Annotated in this window: 22 protein-coding genes and 1 pseudogene; 6 read left to right on the top strand and 17 right to left on the bottom strand. The window is 35.0% G+C overall.

Features of this window, described 5'->3' with window-relative positions; genetic code table 11:
• Nucleotides 1-59: 59 nt before the first annotated feature.
• Entirely contained in the window at nt 60-287 is a 228-nt protein-coding gene (locus ACFX4G_RS08045) for a hypothetical protein (RefSeq protein ID WP_097822986.1), read from the bottom strand.
• A gap of 432 nt (nt 288-719) precedes the next feature.
• Between ACFX4G_RS08045 and ACFX4G_RS08040 the strand changes: the two genes are divergently transcribed.
• Entirely contained in the window at nt 720-914 is a 195-nt protein-coding gene (locus ACFX4G_RS08040; protein WP_043981009.1) for a hypothetical protein, read from the top strand.
• Between the two features lie 265 nt (nt 915-1,179).
• On the opposite strand, the gene ACFX4G_RS08035 is transcribed toward ACFX4G_RS08040, so the two are convergent.
• The 6 genes from ACFX4G_RS08035 to ACFX4G_RS08010 form a co-directional block, all read right to left on the bottom strand.
• Nucleotides 1,180-1,665, bottom strand: coding sequence for a tetratricopeptide repeat protein (locus tag ACFX4G_RS08035; RefSeq protein ID WP_377573885.1), 486 nt, complete (start codon nt 1,663-1,665; stop codon nt 1,180-1,182).
• 129 nt (nt 1,666-1,794) lie between these two features.
• Nucleotides 1,795-2,088, bottom strand: a complete 294-nt coding sequence (locus tag ACFX4G_RS08030) for an RNA polymerase alpha subunit C-terminal domain-containing protein (protein ID WP_097822988.1) — start codon at nt 2,086-2,088, stop codon at nt 1,795-1,797.
• 162 nt (nt 2,089-2,250) lie between these two features.
• A complete protein-coding gene (locus ACFX4G_RS08025) occupies nt 2,251-2,958 on the bottom strand; it encodes a DNA alkylation repair protein (protein ID WP_377573882.1) in 708 nt (235 codons plus the stop codon).
• A 40-nt stretch (nt 2,959-2,998) separates the two neighbouring features.
• On the bottom strand, nt 2,999-3,370 hold the full coding sequence (locus ACFX4G_RS08020) for an iron chaperone (protein WP_377573879.1): 372 nt from the start codon (nt 3,368-3,370) through the stop codon (nt 2,999-3,001).
• Nucleotides 3,371-3,512: 142 nt separating this feature from the next.
• Nucleotides 3,513-4,106, bottom strand: coding sequence for a YdeI/OmpD-associated family protein (locus ACFX4G_RS08015; RefSeq protein ID WP_377574855.1), 594 nt, complete (start codon nt 4,104-4,106; stop codon nt 3,513-3,515).
• Between the two features lie 173 nt (nt 4,107-4,279).
• The gene (locus ACFX4G_RS08010) at nt 4,280-5,389 is read right to left on the bottom strand and encodes a Gfo/Idh/MocA family protein (protein WP_377573876.1); all 1,110 of its coding nucleotides are present in this window, start codon (nt 5,387-5,389) and stop codon (nt 4,280-4,282) included.
• 125 nt (nt 5,390-5,514) lie between these two features.
• Between ACFX4G_RS08010 and ACFX4G_RS08005 the strand changes: the two genes are divergently transcribed.
• A complete protein-coding gene (locus tag ACFX4G_RS08005) occupies nt 5,515-6,387 on the top strand; it encodes a LysR family transcriptional regulator (RefSeq protein ID WP_377573873.1) in 873 nt (290 codons plus the stop codon).
• Nucleotides 6,388-6,544: 157 nt separating this feature from the next.
• On the opposite strand, the gene ACFX4G_RS08000 is transcribed toward ACFX4G_RS08005, so the two are convergent.
• From ACFX4G_RS08000 to ACFX4G_RS07980, 5 genes are all read right to left on the bottom strand, one after another.
• The gene (locus ACFX4G_RS08000) at nt 6,545-6,763 is read right to left on the bottom strand and encodes a hypothetical protein (protein ID WP_377573870.1); all 219 of its coding nucleotides are present in this window, start codon (nt 6,761-6,763) and stop codon (nt 6,545-6,547) included.
• Entirely contained in the window at nt 6,756-7,157 is a 402-nt protein-coding gene (locus tag ACFX4G_RS07995; protein WP_377573867.1) for an immunity 22 family protein, read from the bottom strand. Before ACFX4G_RS07995 ends, ACFX4G_RS08000 begins: the two co-directional genes overlap by 8 nt.
• A 230-nt stretch (nt 7,158-7,387) precedes the next feature.
• The gene (locus ACFX4G_RS07990; protein WP_230185493.1) at nt 7,388-7,891 is read right to left on the bottom strand and encodes a MepB family protein; all 504 of its coding nucleotides are present in this window, start codon (nt 7,889-7,891) and stop codon (nt 7,388-7,390) included.
• A 152-nt stretch (nt 7,892-8,043) separates the two neighbouring features.
• On the bottom strand, nt 8,044-8,550 hold the full coding sequence (locus ACFX4G_RS07985; RefSeq protein WP_377573863.1) for a hypothetical protein: 507 nt from the start codon (nt 8,548-8,550) through the stop codon (nt 8,044-8,046).
• Nucleotides 8,551-8,733: 183 nt separating this feature from the next.
• Complete coding sequence (locus ACFX4G_RS07980; RefSeq protein ID WP_377573860.1) at nt 8,734-9,039, bottom strand: hypothetical protein; 306 nt, start codon at nt 9,037-9,039, stop codon at nt 8,734-8,736.
• 550 nt (nt 9,040-9,589) lie between these two features.
• Between ACFX4G_RS07980 and ACFX4G_RS07975 the strand changes: the two genes are divergently transcribed.
• The gene (locus ACFX4G_RS07975; protein ID WP_377573857.1) at nt 9,590-10,498 is read left to right on the top strand and encodes a DMT family transporter; all 909 of its coding nucleotides are present in this window, start codon (nt 9,590-9,592) and stop codon (nt 10,496-10,498) included.
• A 253-nt stretch (nt 10,499-10,751) separates the two neighbouring features.
• Here ACFX4G_RS07975 and ACFX4G_RS07970 read toward each other — a convergent pair whose 3' ends face one another.
• Genes ACFX4G_RS07970 through ACFX4G_RS07960 form a run of 3 tightly spaced genes read right to left on the bottom strand, consistent with a single transcriptional unit; the run spans nt 10,752 to nt 13,166 of the window.
• Nucleotides 10,752-11,543 (bottom strand): amidohydrolase family protein, encoded by a 792-nt coding sequence (locus ACFX4G_RS07970; protein ID WP_377573854.1) that lies wholly within the window; start codon nt 11,541-11,543, stop codon nt 10,752-10,754.
• Nucleotides 11,533-11,940 (bottom strand): carboxymuconolactone decarboxylase family protein, encoded by a 408-nt coding sequence (locus ACFX4G_RS07965; protein ID WP_097822999.1) that lies wholly within the window; start codon nt 11,938-11,940, stop codon nt 11,533-11,535. The genes ACFX4G_RS07970 and ACFX4G_RS07965 overlap by 11 nt, the downstream gene beginning before the upstream one ends.
• Nucleotides 11,940-13,166, bottom strand: a complete 1,227-nt coding sequence (locus ACFX4G_RS07960; protein ID WP_377573850.1) for an MFS transporter — start codon at nt 13,164-13,166, stop codon at nt 11,940-11,942. Before ACFX4G_RS07960 ends, ACFX4G_RS07965 begins: the two co-directional genes overlap by 1 nt.
• A 104-nt stretch (nt 13,167-13,270) precedes the next feature.
• Between ACFX4G_RS07960 and ACFX4G_RS07955 the strand changes: the two genes are divergently transcribed.
• Nucleotides 13,271-14,104 carry a helix-turn-helix transcriptional regulator gene (locus tag ACFX4G_RS07955; protein WP_377573847.1) on the top strand — a complete coding sequence of 278 codons (834 nt, stop codon included), beginning with the start codon at nt 13,271-13,273 and terminating at the stop codon, nt 14,102-14,104.
• A gap of 158 nt (nt 14,105-14,262) precedes the next feature.
• Here ACFX4G_RS07955 and ACFX4G_RS07950 read toward each other — a convergent pair whose 3' ends face one another.
• A complete protein-coding gene (locus ACFX4G_RS07950) occupies nt 14,263-14,889 on the bottom strand; it encodes a type 1 glutamine amidotransferase family protein (protein ID WP_377573844.1) in 627 nt (208 codons plus the stop codon).
• Between the two features lie 92 nt (nt 14,890-14,981).
• Here ACFX4G_RS07950 and ACFX4G_RS07945 point away from each other — a divergent pair.
• Nucleotides 14,982-15,236: pseudogene (locus ACFX4G_RS07945) on the top strand (isochorismatase family protein); the annotation flags it as partial.
• Between the two features lie 6 nt (nt 15,237-15,242).
• Here ACFX4G_RS07945 and ACFX4G_RS07940 read toward each other — a convergent pair.
• Entirely contained in the window at nt 15,243-15,374 is a 132-nt protein-coding gene (locus tag ACFX4G_RS07940) for a hypothetical protein (protein WP_230185485.1), read from the bottom strand.
• Between the two features lie 630 nt (nt 15,375-16,004).
• Between ACFX4G_RS07940 and desA the strand changes: the two genes are divergently transcribed.
• Nucleotides 16,005-16,816: Delta(5) desaturase DesA (desA, locus tag ACFX4G_RS07935; RefSeq protein ID WP_377573840.1), on the top strand; the 812-nt coding region annotated here is incomplete at its 3' end.

Here is a 16,816-nt window from a genome sequence, read left to right as displayed (position 1 = left end):
TTTTTTTCTAATTTGCTCGTGGTTATACTTATAGAATTAGTTACACTTTGATATATAGCTTAATTGATAGCTTCAAGGGCTTGTTTCAAATAATCCATTTCAGAGGTTATATCATCTATCTGTTGGTTTAATTGACTTACATTATCAAGAGTATTCTGTGCATCTAATAAATTAATTTCTAACATCAAACGGCTTGCTTCACTCTCAAGTTCTAGTCTCTTTGCAAATAATACCTCATGCTTTTTTATAATTTCAGATTTTAAATTCTTACTATTGGTTTCTTTCATACTTCTACCTCACTAACTTGTAACAACAGTATTTTACTTACAGGAAAACCACATTTATTTCGCATTTACATAAGATAAATAATAGAAACCAATTAAAATAAATTCCATTATTCACTTTCCTTGGATGGCGTTCATAAGTTCTTGGTGTTGGCATTCAGATACATACTGAGCGTTCAAAAGCTTCCCTAACTGTTAAAAACAAATGTAACATTCCATAATAAGGGAAATTTTGAATCGTTTAGTTTTTTTTGCAGGAAAAGAAAGCGCAGTATATAAAAATAACAGTATGCATTAAAAAGTGTTAAGAACATTTTATTATCATTTTCTATCAGCACGAGAGCAATATTGAGAAAAGAGCTTATATAAGTCCGTGTCTTAAGTATGCCTATTATATAGAATGGGTTACTTAGTAACTAAGGGAAGGTGATTTATATGTTAGGGGAAGAAGATTTAAAAGTAAATTGTATATCAGCTGCTATAGGTTTACTCATCCAACATAATATTATCACTCACCAGGAACTGGACAAACTAACTAAAACAAATTATCACGTTTTTTATCATTTTCTCATGGATAAGCTAATTGAAGAAGAGTTTAGTAAGGATAGAGATAGAGTGGTACAAACATAAGTGCTTCAACAAAGAAAGAAGCGCAAGATCTAAAGCAAAGATCTCATATTTCAAATCTATTTCTAATAAGGTTCCTTACATATTAGACATATATAATATGTAAGGACTCTCTTATTCAACAAACGCCCCCTATAGTTTAAATGTACTTCTTCACACTCTATCATTTAAAAAAGTCATTTTATCGCAGGAAGCCTGCCAGTATTGTTACAAAAAAAGTCCTCTCCTCGTTTCAGAAAACGAACTTATATTCAGTGAATTTTACAAGCTACTTCCAAGTCTGATCCAGTTTATCTGAATAAAAATGTAAGGCTTTTTTATAACTTAGTATTTCATTGTCATTTGTCGTATTTAGTAAGCACTTCAATAACAGTTCCATCGCTTGACTATGTTCTTTTAAATTGTATAAGGTCATAGAATAAAACACTTTAATTACATGATTATCTGGGAATAATTCCATTCCCTTTAAAAATATATATTTTGACTTTTCATATTCCCCCAAGGCTCTATATGTGCTGCCCAATCCCAATATTGCCCCTTCCATATCCTTCGAAGGTAATCCTATCTTTATGGCATTTTCGTAAAAGGGTACTGCCTTTTCTTCTTCTCCTAATATGTCAAAGCTCCAAGCACATTGATAGTTATATAAAGCATCGTCTGGAAATTCCTTAACTAATTCACTTAGCAATTCGTTAGATTCTTTGTGATTTCCATTCTTTCGTAATGCTAATGCTTTATCTAGTTTGTGATTCAACTTAAATCTCCAACCCTTCTTTTTCCCACTACTTTTTTATCTCTTAACATCCTTCCATATCCAGAAATTCAGCTTATTCGTACACTTTATCCAGATCTATTTCTTGTTTTAACTATCCTTAATGAATGTTTAATCTTTAAAGACTAACCCATTGGCCTGCAAAGCTGTTCTAAGTTTAGGTAAAGAAGCCGGCCCCATACCATGAAATTGTAATATCTCTTTTTCACTAAATGTTGATAGCTGCTGCAAAGAAGTTATCCCGTTGCTTTCCAATGCTCGTCTTGCTGGTGCTGATAGCATGGAAAGAAATCCCTCTTCAGGTTTGCGTTCTTGTTCACAGGTTGGGCAGGTCGGACAACTACTGCTTTTATAATATTTATGTCCTTTATGACAGATTCTTAGATTTCCCTTTTGGATGTTCATTTTTAATCTCTCCTTTTCTCAAGAGTTTTTTAGCTTTTATCCCCTGCCACTTCTTCAATGGATGGTTTATGAAGGAACAAAACATCATGCGTATAGTAAGCTAATTATCATTAAATACTTGTGAGTCTCGTTTCAGGTAGTGCAGCTCCATTACAAATTATGCTAACACCTTACATGTTTGCGTTTGAACCCAAGCCGTCCTCTATCTATATCCTTTTGAATGTTTTCGGAAGCAAGAAGAATACTACTTTTTTTCTTATCCTTCTTAACTTCGACTGGACCTACTGCCTTTGCAGTTTCAAGCGCCTTCTCATGAAGTGGCAAATATGAAATACCCACTGTATAGATAAAATTATTCATAGCCGATTTCGTTCGATCTGGAGAATCGTGAATCGTATTTTCCACTTGATTAAGCATATCGGCAATCTTGCTTGTGCTAAATTCATGGTCAGGACGATTACCCAAAAGCCAGCAGTAACAACTCCAACCTGCCGACATTTTAAGTTCTTCATCACTTGCCACCCATCTATCAGCAACAACTTGTGCAAAATCGGTTTCTGACAAAGTTACCGCAACTACATAATCGGACAGCATGTAAAAATACGCTTTATCGATCCAACGCTCAAAATCCTCCGCAGTCATCTCTGTTGGGTCTGCAATGATACCAGCAAAATACATAGCGTCATAATTGCCAGACGCATAAAGCTGCTCGGCTAAAGCCTGATTTTTCTTGATTTTCTTTGCAATCGGCTTCATTTTCCCTGTTGCCACTCCAAAAAGTGGATCGTGTGCACCATTGTTTATGTAAGTCTTTTTAATTCGTTCCGTACCAAGCGCTTCAAGTTCTTTCATAACCATTTCAAAGTCCACCGTTCTGTACCCTCCTTCTTCTCCGCTCATAATCTGCTTTTTATTTCCGCCAAAAAGTTGAACAGTCTTTCTTATCTAAAATATTAAACTCAATTATTTTTTTAAGTAATTCATAGTTTACTGGCTCAGTCCATAGAATTCGAAACAAGCCTTTGGTAGCTCTGTATCCAGCCTGAGCAATGTCATTATTAAAGTGCACGATGCCTGTTTCTTCAGGTGAAACGCTCAAATGATGTTTCGCTGAGGCAAAGCCGATGATGAATGTTCCACGATCAGTAAACATTGGCGTATTCCATTTGATTTGTGGTTCCAAATTCGGGAAAGTATTAGCAATCCAAGCCAAAACCTCCTCTGTTCGGTCACGGTGGTCAGGGCTATCTATACGCGCTAAATATTCTGCAAAAACTTCCATAGCATTTTCTCCTCAAATAAAATTTTTTTTAATTTACTCTACTTTTATACAAATGGAACACCAGTCAGTTCACTTAACCTTGTTTCACTTTTGACTCAAATACATTAACAATTTATATTGGCCATGTTTTAAATAAAATGTACTAATCATTTAATCCTTTTCCATTAAGAATGTTCGGAATGCATTTTTCAATCCTTGATTCTCGAGTCTTAGATTGCTTGGCCGCAGAAAAATAAATAATATATGCTCTTTGCCGTCCTGGAGTCAATGTAGTAAAAGCATCTTTTAGAGCAGGTATTTCATCAAATTTATGCTGTAGCTCATCAGGAATAATGAGTTCTTCAGGCTTTTTAACTTGGACTTTTAATCCGGCTTTTTCCACCTCGATGGCCTCATCAATATAAGCTTTCAAGATGGCTTCCTTTTCAGCTATTTCTTGCACATTGGTAAACCGAATTTGTCGCGCGCCTTGTACATTCTCCGTTTGTTGAATTAGAATACCATGAGAATCTTGTAACAGAGAACCTTTAGGGAACAGCAGCGCACAGTATTCTTTAAATCCATGTATTAAAACAATGTTTTTCTTCTCAAACGTGTAACAAGGGTTCATCCATTTAAAATCTTCGGTCAACTCACAGTCAAGAACAATCTTTCTCAACGTCTCATATTCTTCTTTCCACTTTTTAGCTTTATTTAAAAATTCATTAACCTTAGGATTCATTTTGCTATTTGTCATTAAAGAACACTCCCATTCAATTTTTAAATCTGTCGCTCTAGCAGCCATACAGTCAGCCTTCAATTCATTTAATGGTGTTACTATTCTTCAAATGTAGGAAATGCCCTTCTACAATTGACTTGATAGTTATTAAAATTATAAACATTTTAACTTTATAAGAAAGAGGCTTTCGTTTATTTATCAAGCGTTACCCTTTCACCAGTCTCTGCAGATATTCGAACCGCATCCAATAGTTGATGAAGTTTAACAGCATCGTGGAAGTTTGGAATTTGACTTTTGTGTTCAAATATATCTTTTGCTAACACCTGATAAGCCTTTTCAACGTAATCTTTTGGATGATTATCTTTTACCGAAGATACGTTTATCTCTTCAACATACACACTTTCAGTACTTAATAAATAAGTAGGATACTTGACCTTCTCTAATTTAAGATTACCAAATTGTACGTGACCGGATGAAGAATTCTGAGTTAAGCGAAAAACACCTTTTTCTCCTCTAATCTCTAATTGAAAAGCAGGATAAACTCCGCCTTGAATATGGACAGACGCTGAAATATCGCCGTTGAGTGTTCCCTGTATTAAGATTTGGTCCGCTGTATCCTTTGGCACCGTAACTTCTGTTCCTTGTATGAGAGCTTCTGTATAATGCGTATTCATTATCGACGATAACTCTTTAAAATCACCTAAGATGTAGCACAGAACATCAAGCGAGTGTCCACCGTTGATTGTAAGAAGGTTCGCTCCATTTTCTTTTTTTAAGATATAGCTGTTTGCTTCATCTGTTATTCCACCCTTCCCTTGTGTCGCTACCTGCATGGTACAGGAAATAATTCTTCCAATTTCCCCTTGGTTAATAGCCTGCTTTACATAATTCACCTCGGGAGATTGTCTTGCTTGTAACCCAATCGCATGATGAATGTTCGCCTCATCTGCTAACTTTTCCAGTTTAATTGCTTGCTTAGTATCTACACCTAAAGGCCACTCGCAATAAATGTGTTTATTTTCCTCTATGGCAGCAATTGAAGCTTCGTAATGAAACGGAACTTTTACACTAACTACTACTAAATCAACATCTTTAGATTGCGCTAATTCCTTATAGTCTGTAAAGCTATGGGAAGCATCAAGTACCCTCGCACTTTCCTTGGCGGTTTCTGCTTTTGATGTTCCAATCGCGGTTATTCGATAAAAAGGGCTTTCCTTAAGCACTGGAATATGTGTTTTACTTGCCCATCGATTATTTAAAGATCCCCCTATAATTCCTACTTTTATTAATTTCTCCTTCATTAGACATTCCTCCAACATTTTGTAGAAAATATTACCTTTTAATCAAGTATAATTAAAATGAATCATTATTTTAAATGTTAAAATATGATGGCTATATCACTTTTTTTGATGGAGGGTGAATATGAATGGATATTGAAAATATGAAAGCTTTTGTTTCAGTGGCCGAATTAAGAAATATATCTGCGGCTGCAATAAAATTGAACCATCTTCAATCTAATATGACCGCTAAAATAAAGAAAATAGAAAGCTATTATAATCAAGAACTGTTTATTAGAAACTCAAAAGGCGTTAAATTAACCAAGCAAGGAGAAAAATTGTATCACCAATTTAAAAAAATATTGATTCTTTGGGAAGAAACTGAAAATAAAATGAAGAAACAAGATGAAAAGCTCCGTATTGGCACCATGATATCAGTTGGAGGAACTCAATTCTCAAGCGCTTTAAACAAACTTTACAACACTTATCCAGATTTAGCAGTAACACTAAAAACGGGTTCAACCGAATATATTGAAAACCAAGTTTCACTTGGACAAATTGATGTAGCTTATACGATTGGATCATTAAACAACAAAAAGATACGGTATAAAAAAGTAGGCGTAGAAGAAATGGTTGTCATTGGTCGCGATATTGATCAACACACGACATTTGATGACTATGTAAGGCAAAAAAATGTACTGGTACTTTCAGATAAGTGCTTGTACATGACAATATTACATACTATTTATGCCAGCTTACATATTGAACAAGGTGACATGATCGAAGTCGGCGATCCAGAAACATTAGTACAATTTGCGTTAATGGGGATGGGAATTTCTTTAGTATCCAAGCGTATCGCAAACCGTTATAACATCCATAATTATTTAGAAGTTCCACCACCTTATCGGTACACTGACTTTTATCTCATTTCCCGGCTAAATTATGAATTTACCCCTATCGAAAAACAGTTTATTGAATTGAATAACTTCCTTGGGGACACTTTTAGAAGAGTAGAAGTTTAATATTGAGGTTATAGTTTTTTCTGTAACCTTCTTTGTGATTTCTTGGCTATCATTGTTTTTTATATAGGTACAGTGAAAGATTTTTTCGCTTTACATAAAGCGTATTCTTAGCAGCCATTTATAATAAAGAGCAAATCAATGTTTGATTCGCTCTTTATTAATCTTCCCTCATATCCAACGTGTAGAATTCTACAACGTTATCTTCATTATCCTTAAAATACAGCCGCTTCTCTTTTTGCATATTGATATTAACCTCTTCTATAACCTTATGGTCAATACTAGCATCGTTTAATACTTTAATGGCAGAATCAAAGTTCTCTGTTTTTATATGTAAAGCAAAATGGATATGAATACCACCTTGTTCATAACTATCCATACCTAATACTTCCTAAATATTTAACACCATTAATTTCGTTATCACTCTTTTTATTGTGCTGAAAATCATAAATTAAAATCATACTGTTGAAACCATCAGGCAAATATTCTCCATATTTTTCAACAAAGTTAGGAATTACTACACCATCATACGAACAGCCTTTTAACAGGTGCGAGAGCTTACGCATATCCTGATTTGCATAATGAGCTTCGCTAAAATCTTCGTCAAAGTAATCAACTTTAAAGTCCTTTTCAAATTGTGAGGGTATGGCATCTCCATCTTCCGTATAAGCAACCAACAGATATTTTTCTAGCTCTTCGCTAGTTGAAAACTTACCGATCCATAAAGATACATAACCTATCTGTTCTATACAATCCCTCTTTCCAAAAAACATTTCTTACATTACAATCATTCTTTATACTTTAACTCTACACGAATTAAACATCGATTAGCTCAATTAATCTCATTTTGTTCTTTAAACCAAACGTGTCATCAATAAAAACAAACAGTTCACCTAAAGAATCAAAAAACTGAATGAATCCTGTCTTTGTTACGCATTGACTCTTCTTATATTATGTAAAGTGCACTTGCTAATTCATATATAAGGCTTTAACCCTTGCCACTCTAGATGTATAGCTTTAATAATTTTTGATGGAGCAAATTGTTCGCATCATTCGTCTCAACAAAATATTCTAATTGCCATTTTTGTGTTTCCATAGCTTGTTTGCTAGTTGGTTTATCCCATATCGGATACACTCTAATAGCCATTTTACCTTTTGTGGTAGCCGTTTTAAGGATTTTTTGTTTTAAAAGAATCTCTTTTGGAAAAATGAATTGTCCAAATCTATTTGTACTAGTGAAGGTATTAATAACTAATAGATCGGTAGCTTTTCCATACGAAAAGGCTTGGTTTTTATGAGCCGCATCTTTTTCCCAAAAGGATACAAACTGCCCTACCTTATTAGGTGTAGTTTTCGCTACCCTAAATCTTATAGATTTTGAATTTAACTGAAATATACCAGCGCCATAATCTGAGTTCTGAGCTTCTTCTCGAATAGCTTTTATAACGAAGTGATTTGGTTCATAAAAGTTCTCATTTACATAGGTTAACGCCTCATGAAATTCCATTGTTTTTACCCCTTATGTTTATAGCCCTCTCCAATTAATACTAAGTGATTTGTATTTCTTTCCTCGAAATCGCGTCTAAATATCTTGAATATTCCAAATGATATAGCGAAACTATCCTTGACTTATAACACCTCTTGATCCATTAAGTGTTGCTACCCTCTTAATATAGTTAATGTGCCACATATTAACCTCATTTTCCACTCTTGTTCTCGATCTCTTTGTATTACTGAAATACTTGGAGGTTCAGTTGAAACCACATCAATTATATGATTCAAAGCATGTATTCCATAGTGCTTAAACGGGCCAGGGTGTATATCGTCAGCTATGGTACCAACTTCGATAAAATCTAGATATCTGGACTTTGAATAAACTGCAAAAGCGCCTCCTCTATACATTTCATATTCATCTATTACAGTAAAACTTTCGTTTCTAACAGAGTATGCAATGTACCAATCAAATGTAAGTCGAATTATAGGAAGTGCGTAATCCACATCAATAGAGGCATAAGAAGAAGAAGTGCTTTCTCCTGTTATCTCTTCATCTGCATTTCCACTAATTTTGCAACGTTCAATATCCACTATTAGCGCGTTATCCTCAGGTTCAAATATAGAGTTTAAATAAATACAGCCTTGATATTGAAGCAGTTTAGAGTAATTCATAAAGCCCTCCTTTTTTAAACTAAAGCATCGAGTGAGTCCAATAACAAGTAAAAAAGCGTTCATTCTTGGATTACATCTATTCAAAAACCTCTAACTTTAAACGAACAAGCAAAAAAATGACGTGTTATTAGTTCGCGGCAAGATTGTCTAAACTTTAGAAAAGTATAGGCAGGAAGTTAGGATTTATTTTATCTTGAATATGATCTTTCTATGATCCTGCTTTATACGTTTCAAGCGCAGCTCTATTTTTCTATCTAACATTTTATGTGCGGTTTGGAAAGTTACACATATGAACAGTAAGATAACAGTAATAATTATAGCGTCTGGCACTTGAAAGCAAAAACATAATATTGCTAAAAGAAAAGATATAGTACAAGTAAAGTTGATTATCCATTTTTTATTTCTATGAGCTTGAAGACTTTTTTCAAGCAGCTGCTTTTGTCCTTCTTCCCTTTTTATACCTTCTGAATTATTGAGTGTAGAGTTCAATGTTATTTCTCCTTAGAAAACTAATTTTATATAATTTATATATTGGTTATCTTTTCCCTTTAAGATGATGGTATAGTTGGGTGCTCTTAAAGAGAAAGCCCAATTTAATCAATCGTTTTGGCAAGGGCATAGGCTTCTTTCACGCTGATTACAACATCCTCCAACAAGCTCATTTTCTCCTCTTCTTCAACGTTTGCATTTAATATAGAAAAAAACAAAGCAAAGAATGCCTTCATGTCGATACATATAATGACTCTGTTTAGTAGCTGCTCATAATCGATCCAAAGAACCTATCAAAAAGAACATTCGTTCTCTATATTATACAAGAACAAACGTTCCCTTTTCAATAAAAACTCTAAAGTTTTCCGAATTATTCCTATGAATAACGTCGAATTTATTATTTTATAAAAAAAGAAATACCTTATATACCTAGAGAAAGGTATCGAGATAACGAAAACAAAAAAACATGAGAAAATGTTCTACAAAGCAAAATTTCGGAATGAAATAATCAACAAAATTTGCCATAATAAGTGAAGTAAGGAGGTGTATTATGTTTCGATTGTATGGAGCCTTAATTGGGCTTAGTTTAATTTGGGGTTTATCTTTTGTATTTATGAAGTGGCTGCTTCCCTCAGCTGGAATATGGGGAATTGTATTTTTTCGTTGTTTAGCAGGTGCAATCATCTTGCTCCCGTTTTTATGGTGGAAGCGTAGAAAAGTTAAAGAAAAACTCCCCTGGAAGGCGTTGATTGTTGTTGGTATATTTAACTGTGGTTTAGCCTGGGGATTAATTTCCTTAAGCGAAACTGAGATAAACAGTACGACTGCCTCCATTCTGAATGCGACCACTCCAATCTGGACAGGTCTTATCGGATTTATTCTTTTTTCTTATCGACTTACCGGACGTCAGTGGATCGGTATTCTTATCGGTTTTTTCGGGATACTCGTCCTCATGAATTTTCAATTTGGTCAGATTTTCGGGAAAGGGTTTGTTGGGATTGGAACAATGCTTGTTGCTTGTATCTGCTATGGGCTTGCTGGGCAGTTAACAAAACGGTTTTTGTCTGAGGTGAGCGTACTAACTATAACAACCTTCACCCTACTAACAGGTGCTATCATCGGTTTAGTTGGGATGTTGATTACCGAACCATTTAAATCAGATTTGTTGATTCATCCACTTCCGATTCTGGCAATTGTGGGTCTCGGCTGTTTTGGCTCAGGATTGGGTCAGTTAATCTATTTTTATATCAATAAAAATGGTGGGCCTGAATTAGCAGCGACGGTTACTTACCTGATCCCTGCCTCCGCCATGGTATGGGGTTATTTACTACTGGGAGAGACAATTACTCCACACATAATCGTTGGACTACTTATTATCTTTGCTGGCGTTTATCTTTCATCTAGGAAATCAAAAGGTAAAACTCCGCATGTCACTCTTGTTAGCAATAAACAAAATTAAGTAAGTAGATCTTATAATGTGAGTCTTTAAAGTTATCTCCGAGAGTAGAATTAAGAAACTGAAAGACTACAGAATATGATATATTTCAAATGAAATTCATCATACGTGATGATAAGGCGTAATTCTAGTTGTTCAATCTTGTTTAAAAGGCAGCCCTCTATTTGGCTGCCTTTTTTATTTCAAGGCAGAAAATAATTTTAAAATTCACTGCTCGTTATCCCATGCAACACAACATCAAACAAAAACGCTGAATTTATATATTTAGCAGATTCGAGATATTCCCACCTAACACTCTGTCTGCAACTTCTCCACTAGATGTATGCCGCTTAACAGCCTGTAGATTTAAGTAGGGATCTCCGTATGAAAAATCTGAACTAAATAACGTTCTTTCAGGTATTTCTTTTATAGCCAAAGACAAGGCATATGTTGTATAAAATGCTGATATATCTAAGTATGCATTTTTGGTGTCTTTTATCATTTCTATCGTTTGTAGCCAATGAATTCCGCCCATATGCCCGTATATAACCGGCACATTTTCATATTTTTGAGTGAGAAGAAATAACTCTTGAATATCCTTTAAGTTCAAAGGATGAAAAGTATGTACCCAGATAGGTAAAGACATATAGTCACTCGCTGCTTTAAATATAGGTTCTAACAATGGAATTTGATCTGGGCCAAGAGTAAATTCTCCAAGACCTTTCATCTTTTGCTCTTTGACAAGCTTCTCTACCCAGTAGTTTAGATTGACATCACCAGGAGAATAGGAAAGCGGAACCGAACCAAATCCGACAAACCTATTCGGGTATTCCTTAATCGCAACGCTTACTTCTTCTAGCGCATTTAAGCGTGCTTGTAAGGGATTCACCTCATTATTGAGAATTTGATGTAATTTGTTCATTTCCGTTGTAAATTCTTTAACATTACTGCTTTTTTCTGGATGAACAAGAGTAGAAAACAATACGGTTTTATCTATTCCACTTTCATCCATCATTTTAATATGTTTCTCTATAGGCAAAACCACATGTGCATGACTATCAATAATCATTTTGTTTCTCCTTTTCATTTCTTTCGTAAAAGACTTCATTAGCAACTGTCAAAATCGTTTTTAAAGCTACAGGGAATCCAGCATAAATGACCATTTGTAACATTGCTTCTAAAATTTCTTCCTGTGTCCATCCAACATTCAAAGCCCCGTTTAGATAAAATTTCAGCTGTTCCGTATTACCTAATGCAGTTAGGCCAGCCACTGTAGCAAGAAGGCGTGACTTTAAGTCTAAACCTCCTCTCGAGAAAATTTGTCCGTAGTTAAACTCTACAGCTAGCATTCCTAAATCAGGGAGAGCTGACTGTTCAAAGCCTGCCATTATATCCTCATAGTTCTCTGGATCAATCCTAGCTAATATATCTAATCCTCGTTGAAAGTTATCTGTATGTGTTCTCATTACATTTTACTTCCTTTCTTACTCATGAAATTTTCTATCGTCTTTGTAGGAATGTTCGTTGGAATTAAAGAACAAAAGCTAATGGCTATCATCAGTATGGCTATGGCACACACTCCATGCCACTGCCATTTACTCCATGCAAGTAAACCCACGTAAGATCCTAGGGACCCGCCTAAAAATGTGGAAACCATATATAATCCATTTAATCGACTTCTTTTCTCTTCTCCTAATTGGAAAATAGTAAACTGACAGGCAACTTGATTCGCTTGAGTCCCTATCGTTATAAGGAGAGCTCCTAAAATTAATCCAGGTAACCAGTACCCTTCCCGTATAAGACCTATAAAAGCAAGTAAAGATACGGACATACACAAAAGACTTGCAAACTTTGCCCCTTTTGTATCAATTAAACGTCCGATAATTGGCGTAGCAAACGCTCCCGCTATCCCGACTAACCCTATTACCCCTACCATGTCACTTCCATACGAATAGGGATGTGTATGTAATAAAAAGACAAGCGTGGTCCAAAATGCGTTAAAAGAAGCAAACATCATCCCCTGACTTACACATGCTTTTTGCAGGGCTCTTTCTTTTATAAACAGCGGACCTAACGACATGAGCAAGTGTTTATAACTGGTTGCATTTCCTCCTTTACTTCTTGGAAAATAGACGTAAACTAACAAAATCATAAAAAGTGTAGCCACAGCAGACGTCCAATACACCATTCGCCATCCAAAATGAACATCAATAAATCCACTAGCAAGCCGAGCGCCTAAAATACCACAAACTAATCCAATGGCGACATTTCCTAAAACTTTTCCTCTACTATGATCTGAAGCTATATTCGCAGCCAGCGGAACGATAATTTGAGGAACAACCGTTACGATTCCTAATGCTAAGGTTGTAACCATCATCCTCGTTTTGTTGATAGATAAAGAGTTTAAAGCGAGAACGATACATATAGCGAATAATAAAATCAAAATCAATTTTTTTCGTTCGAAGATGTCTCCTAGCGGTACTAAAAAAAGATTTCCTAGCGCATATCCAACTTGAGCTAAAGTCGCTATAATACCTATGTCGGCTGCTGAAACGTGAAAACTGGCGGACATGCTTACTAAAAGAGTTTGGTTTAAATAGACATTGGCCACTGTAAACCCGCAAACTGTAGCCATTAAAAGAACTAAGCCTCTTGATATATGAGACTTTTTTTCGCTACCTTTTACTATCATCTGTTTCACCTCCCTTACCAAGATCATAAAATAAGGATTATAATGGTAATAGGAGTCTAGTTATACTAGTAGTAAAAGTACTACCTACACAAAGGAGTAAAATCATGGTAAGCGATAAAGAAAGAAGAAAAGAATTAGGGGATTTTCTCAAGTTAAGACGAGAACGATTGTCTCCAAAAGATTTTAACTTGCCTATTGGACCGAGGAGAAGAGCCAAAGGATTACGCAGAGAAGAAGTGTCTCAACTAGCAGGAATCGGCATAACTTGGTATACGTGGCTGGAACAAGGACGAGATATACAAGTATCTTCTGAAGTATTAGAAGCCATATCACGTATTTTTAAATTAAGCAAAGAAGAAATGGAGCATTTATTTTTATTAGGCAATCAGCCACTTCCATCTGCAACCGTACAGAATGAAAGAGAAAATATAGATCGCGTTGTAAAAAATTTATTAAGCCAATTAGACCAATGCCCTGCCTATGTAACAGACGAAAAACTTAATATTGTAGACTGGAATAAAGCTGCTGTAATGGTATTTGGGGATTTTAACGAGATGGATGAGCGAAACCGCAATGCAGTGTGGCGCTGCTTCACTTCCCAAGAATATCAAAATCTTTTTCAAAATTGGGAAGATCATGCCCAACGACTAATTGCTCAATTCCGCCTAGCTTACACACGTTTTGTAGGAGATGAGTGGTTTAAAACCATGATCAGTGAGCTTAGCAACAGAAGCCCTCAGTTTTATGAGTGGTGGTCTAACCATGAAGTTTTAGGTACGCCTTGTGGAAAAAAGACTATTATTCACCCTGTAGCAGGAAAAATGATTATGGATCATATTACGCTCCAAGTGTATGATGCACCCCAATTAAAAGTGACTGTTTATCAGCCTCGTGAGGAGAATGAGACAAAAGAGAAGATGAAGCAGTTATTGAGGTAATAGTAGTATTGTATATATTAATGGTCTTAATTATTAAAAGCCTATGTACTCCTGACAAGTACATAGGCTTTTTCTTGAGTTTACATAAGTTTGATTATAGGTATCTACAAAAATAAAAAAGAAAATTATTGTAATCGACCTTGTATATAATTAGGAATCTATATTGAACTCATTAACTGAAAAAAGTATTCGGACTTCTGAGTTTTATTTAAGCTATACCATGAATCTAATGTATTTGATGCAAATACATCTAATTTTTTTAATACGTCCCTCGCGAATTCTAGAGGTGCTACTCCTGAAGCAGTAATCATGTTATTATCGGATACTACAGGTCCAATCTCATACAACTTCTCTCCTTTATAATTAGGACAGACCATTTTTGTATATTCTAAGTTATTAAGCGTATGCTTTCTAGAATCTAAGTACCCACTATTTGCAAGGGCATCAGTAGCACCACAAATTGCAGATACAATAGTACCAAGCTCTAAAACTTCCCCAACTTTTTTCAATATAGGTTGATGAATCTCCTCACTCCATGTATTCCCTCCCGGTAGAATTAAAAGATCTTTATCCAGAAAAGTGCACTCATCAAGAGAAATATCCGGCTGTATACTTAGCCCCCCCATTGTTTTAATAATTTCTTTATTAACTCCTACCGTCATTACTTTTAAAGGGGCTAAACCTTGCCTGAAATATCTTCCTGAATTTAGTTCAGCAATTAAATATCCATACTCCCAATCTGACATTGTATTAAATACATAAATATAAACTTTTTTTGTTTGCATATTAAGCCTCCCGAACTGACGTTCTCTATATTATACCATTTTAAAGGCATATATCTATAAATATGTTAAAATATTCAGAAAAAATCAAGGAGATTGAGAATCATTTGAAAGAAAACAAAATAGAAAAAGTCGTAATAGTAGGATTAACAACTCCACATTGTGTATCAACTGTTACTCGAATGAGTAAAAATTTAGGATTTGAAACGTATCTCATATCAGATGCCACAGCTGCATTTGCAATAAAAGGAGCAGATAATGCATATTATCCAGCTAAACAAATACATACCGTGTCATTAGCAACTTTAGATAATGAGTTTGCCAAAGTTTTAACAACTGAAGAATTGATCAAAAAGTTAAATTTGACTGAAAATCACTGTCGAAATAAAGATAAACCACAAACCTACTGCGATAACGATCTCCGTTCCATAAGCCCAACATACCCAGCTAGCTGTATCAGCTGAAATAAACTGAGAAAAAATACTCAAAAAGAAAAGAGCAGCTTTTGGATTTAATACATTACATATAAACCGATATAAGCAAGCTATGACTTTGTTATGATTTCTGACAAAAACAATCTAATATTATTTTTCATTTTATTATATTTAGATTGCCTACATTGAATAATATCTACTATAACGAGCAAACTAAACAAGACGCCGTGAGGCATCTATCCAATACTTTAAAATCCTTGTTGTTTTAAATAGAAAAACCTACTGGTGCCGGATGAACCAATAGGTTTTTCTGTTTTATAACAAAGTGCACGACAGTTGAAACTTCATAGCTCTGAAAAGCTACCTCCAATCCTAGACATTATAGTAGAAGTAGTTACTTGTTCGCATTATATTTTAAAAATAGTGGCACAAAACCTGTTAGAAAGGTACACACTGATGAGTGCTTTTAAATAGCTAGGACTGAAATAATGCTAATGCTTTAATGAAACTGAATTTTTTCATACCCTTTTCCTTTTATTAAGAAAATACATTCACACATGTATGACAATTGTCATACTAACTACTTGACGTTTATATCTTTTATTACCAGCTACTATGTTCTACTATAAATATAAAGAAGAGTTGAATACTAATCAATGTAAAGAAAGATGTAAGGAGGAACACATGAGCAAACAAAAAACGACTGAATTAAGAAAAAATGTAGCACCTTTTGAAAAATCCAATACGAAATCGAGTATAAAGCAATTAATAAACACATTTCTTCCGTTTTTACTACTTTGGTTTTTAGCTTATAAAAGTTTGTCCGTTTCTTATTGGCTAACACTGCCAATAGCTATTGTTACAGCCGGGTTCGTCGTCCGAACCTTCATTATTTTCCATGATTGTTGTCATCAATCATTTTTCAAAAGCCGAAAAGCGAATAATATCCTTGGTACAATCAGTGGGGTTATCACCATGTTTCCGTATGAACAGTGGAAACGAAGCCACTCGATTCATCATGCCACGAGCAGCAACTTAGATAAACGAGGAACTGGTGATGTGTGGGTCATGACAGTTGATGAGTATGTTGCAGCTTCCTACTGGGGTCGGTTAGCTTACCGAGTGTACCGCAATCCACTTGTTATGTTTGGATTAGGTCCCATCTATCTCTTCTTAGTTTCTAACCGATTGAATCGAAAAGACGCGAAACGAAAGGAACGTTTGAACACATATTTAACCAATTTCTCAATTGTTGCAGTGTATGCACTTTTATGTTGGGGTATTGGTTGGCGAGCTTTTCTGCTCGTTCAAGCTCCCATACTTTTTGTAGCAGGATCACTGGGAATTTGGCTATTTTACGTACAGCATCAATTTGAGGATTCCTACTTTGAAAACGAAAAGGAGTGGGATTACGTGAAAGCTGCGGTTGATGGTAGCTCCTATTACAAGCTTCCTAAAGTTTTACAATGGGTAACAGGTAATATTGGTTTCCATCA

Source organism: Priestia sp. YIM B13486 (assembly GCF_042787865.1).
In the GTDB taxonomy this organism is placed as follows: Bacteria; Bacillota; Bacilli; order Bacillales; family Bacillaceae_H; genus Priestia; species Priestia megaterium.
The sequence above is the reverse complement of the archived record's forward strand: the minus strand, read 5'-3'. Positions and strand labels throughout refer to the sequence as shown.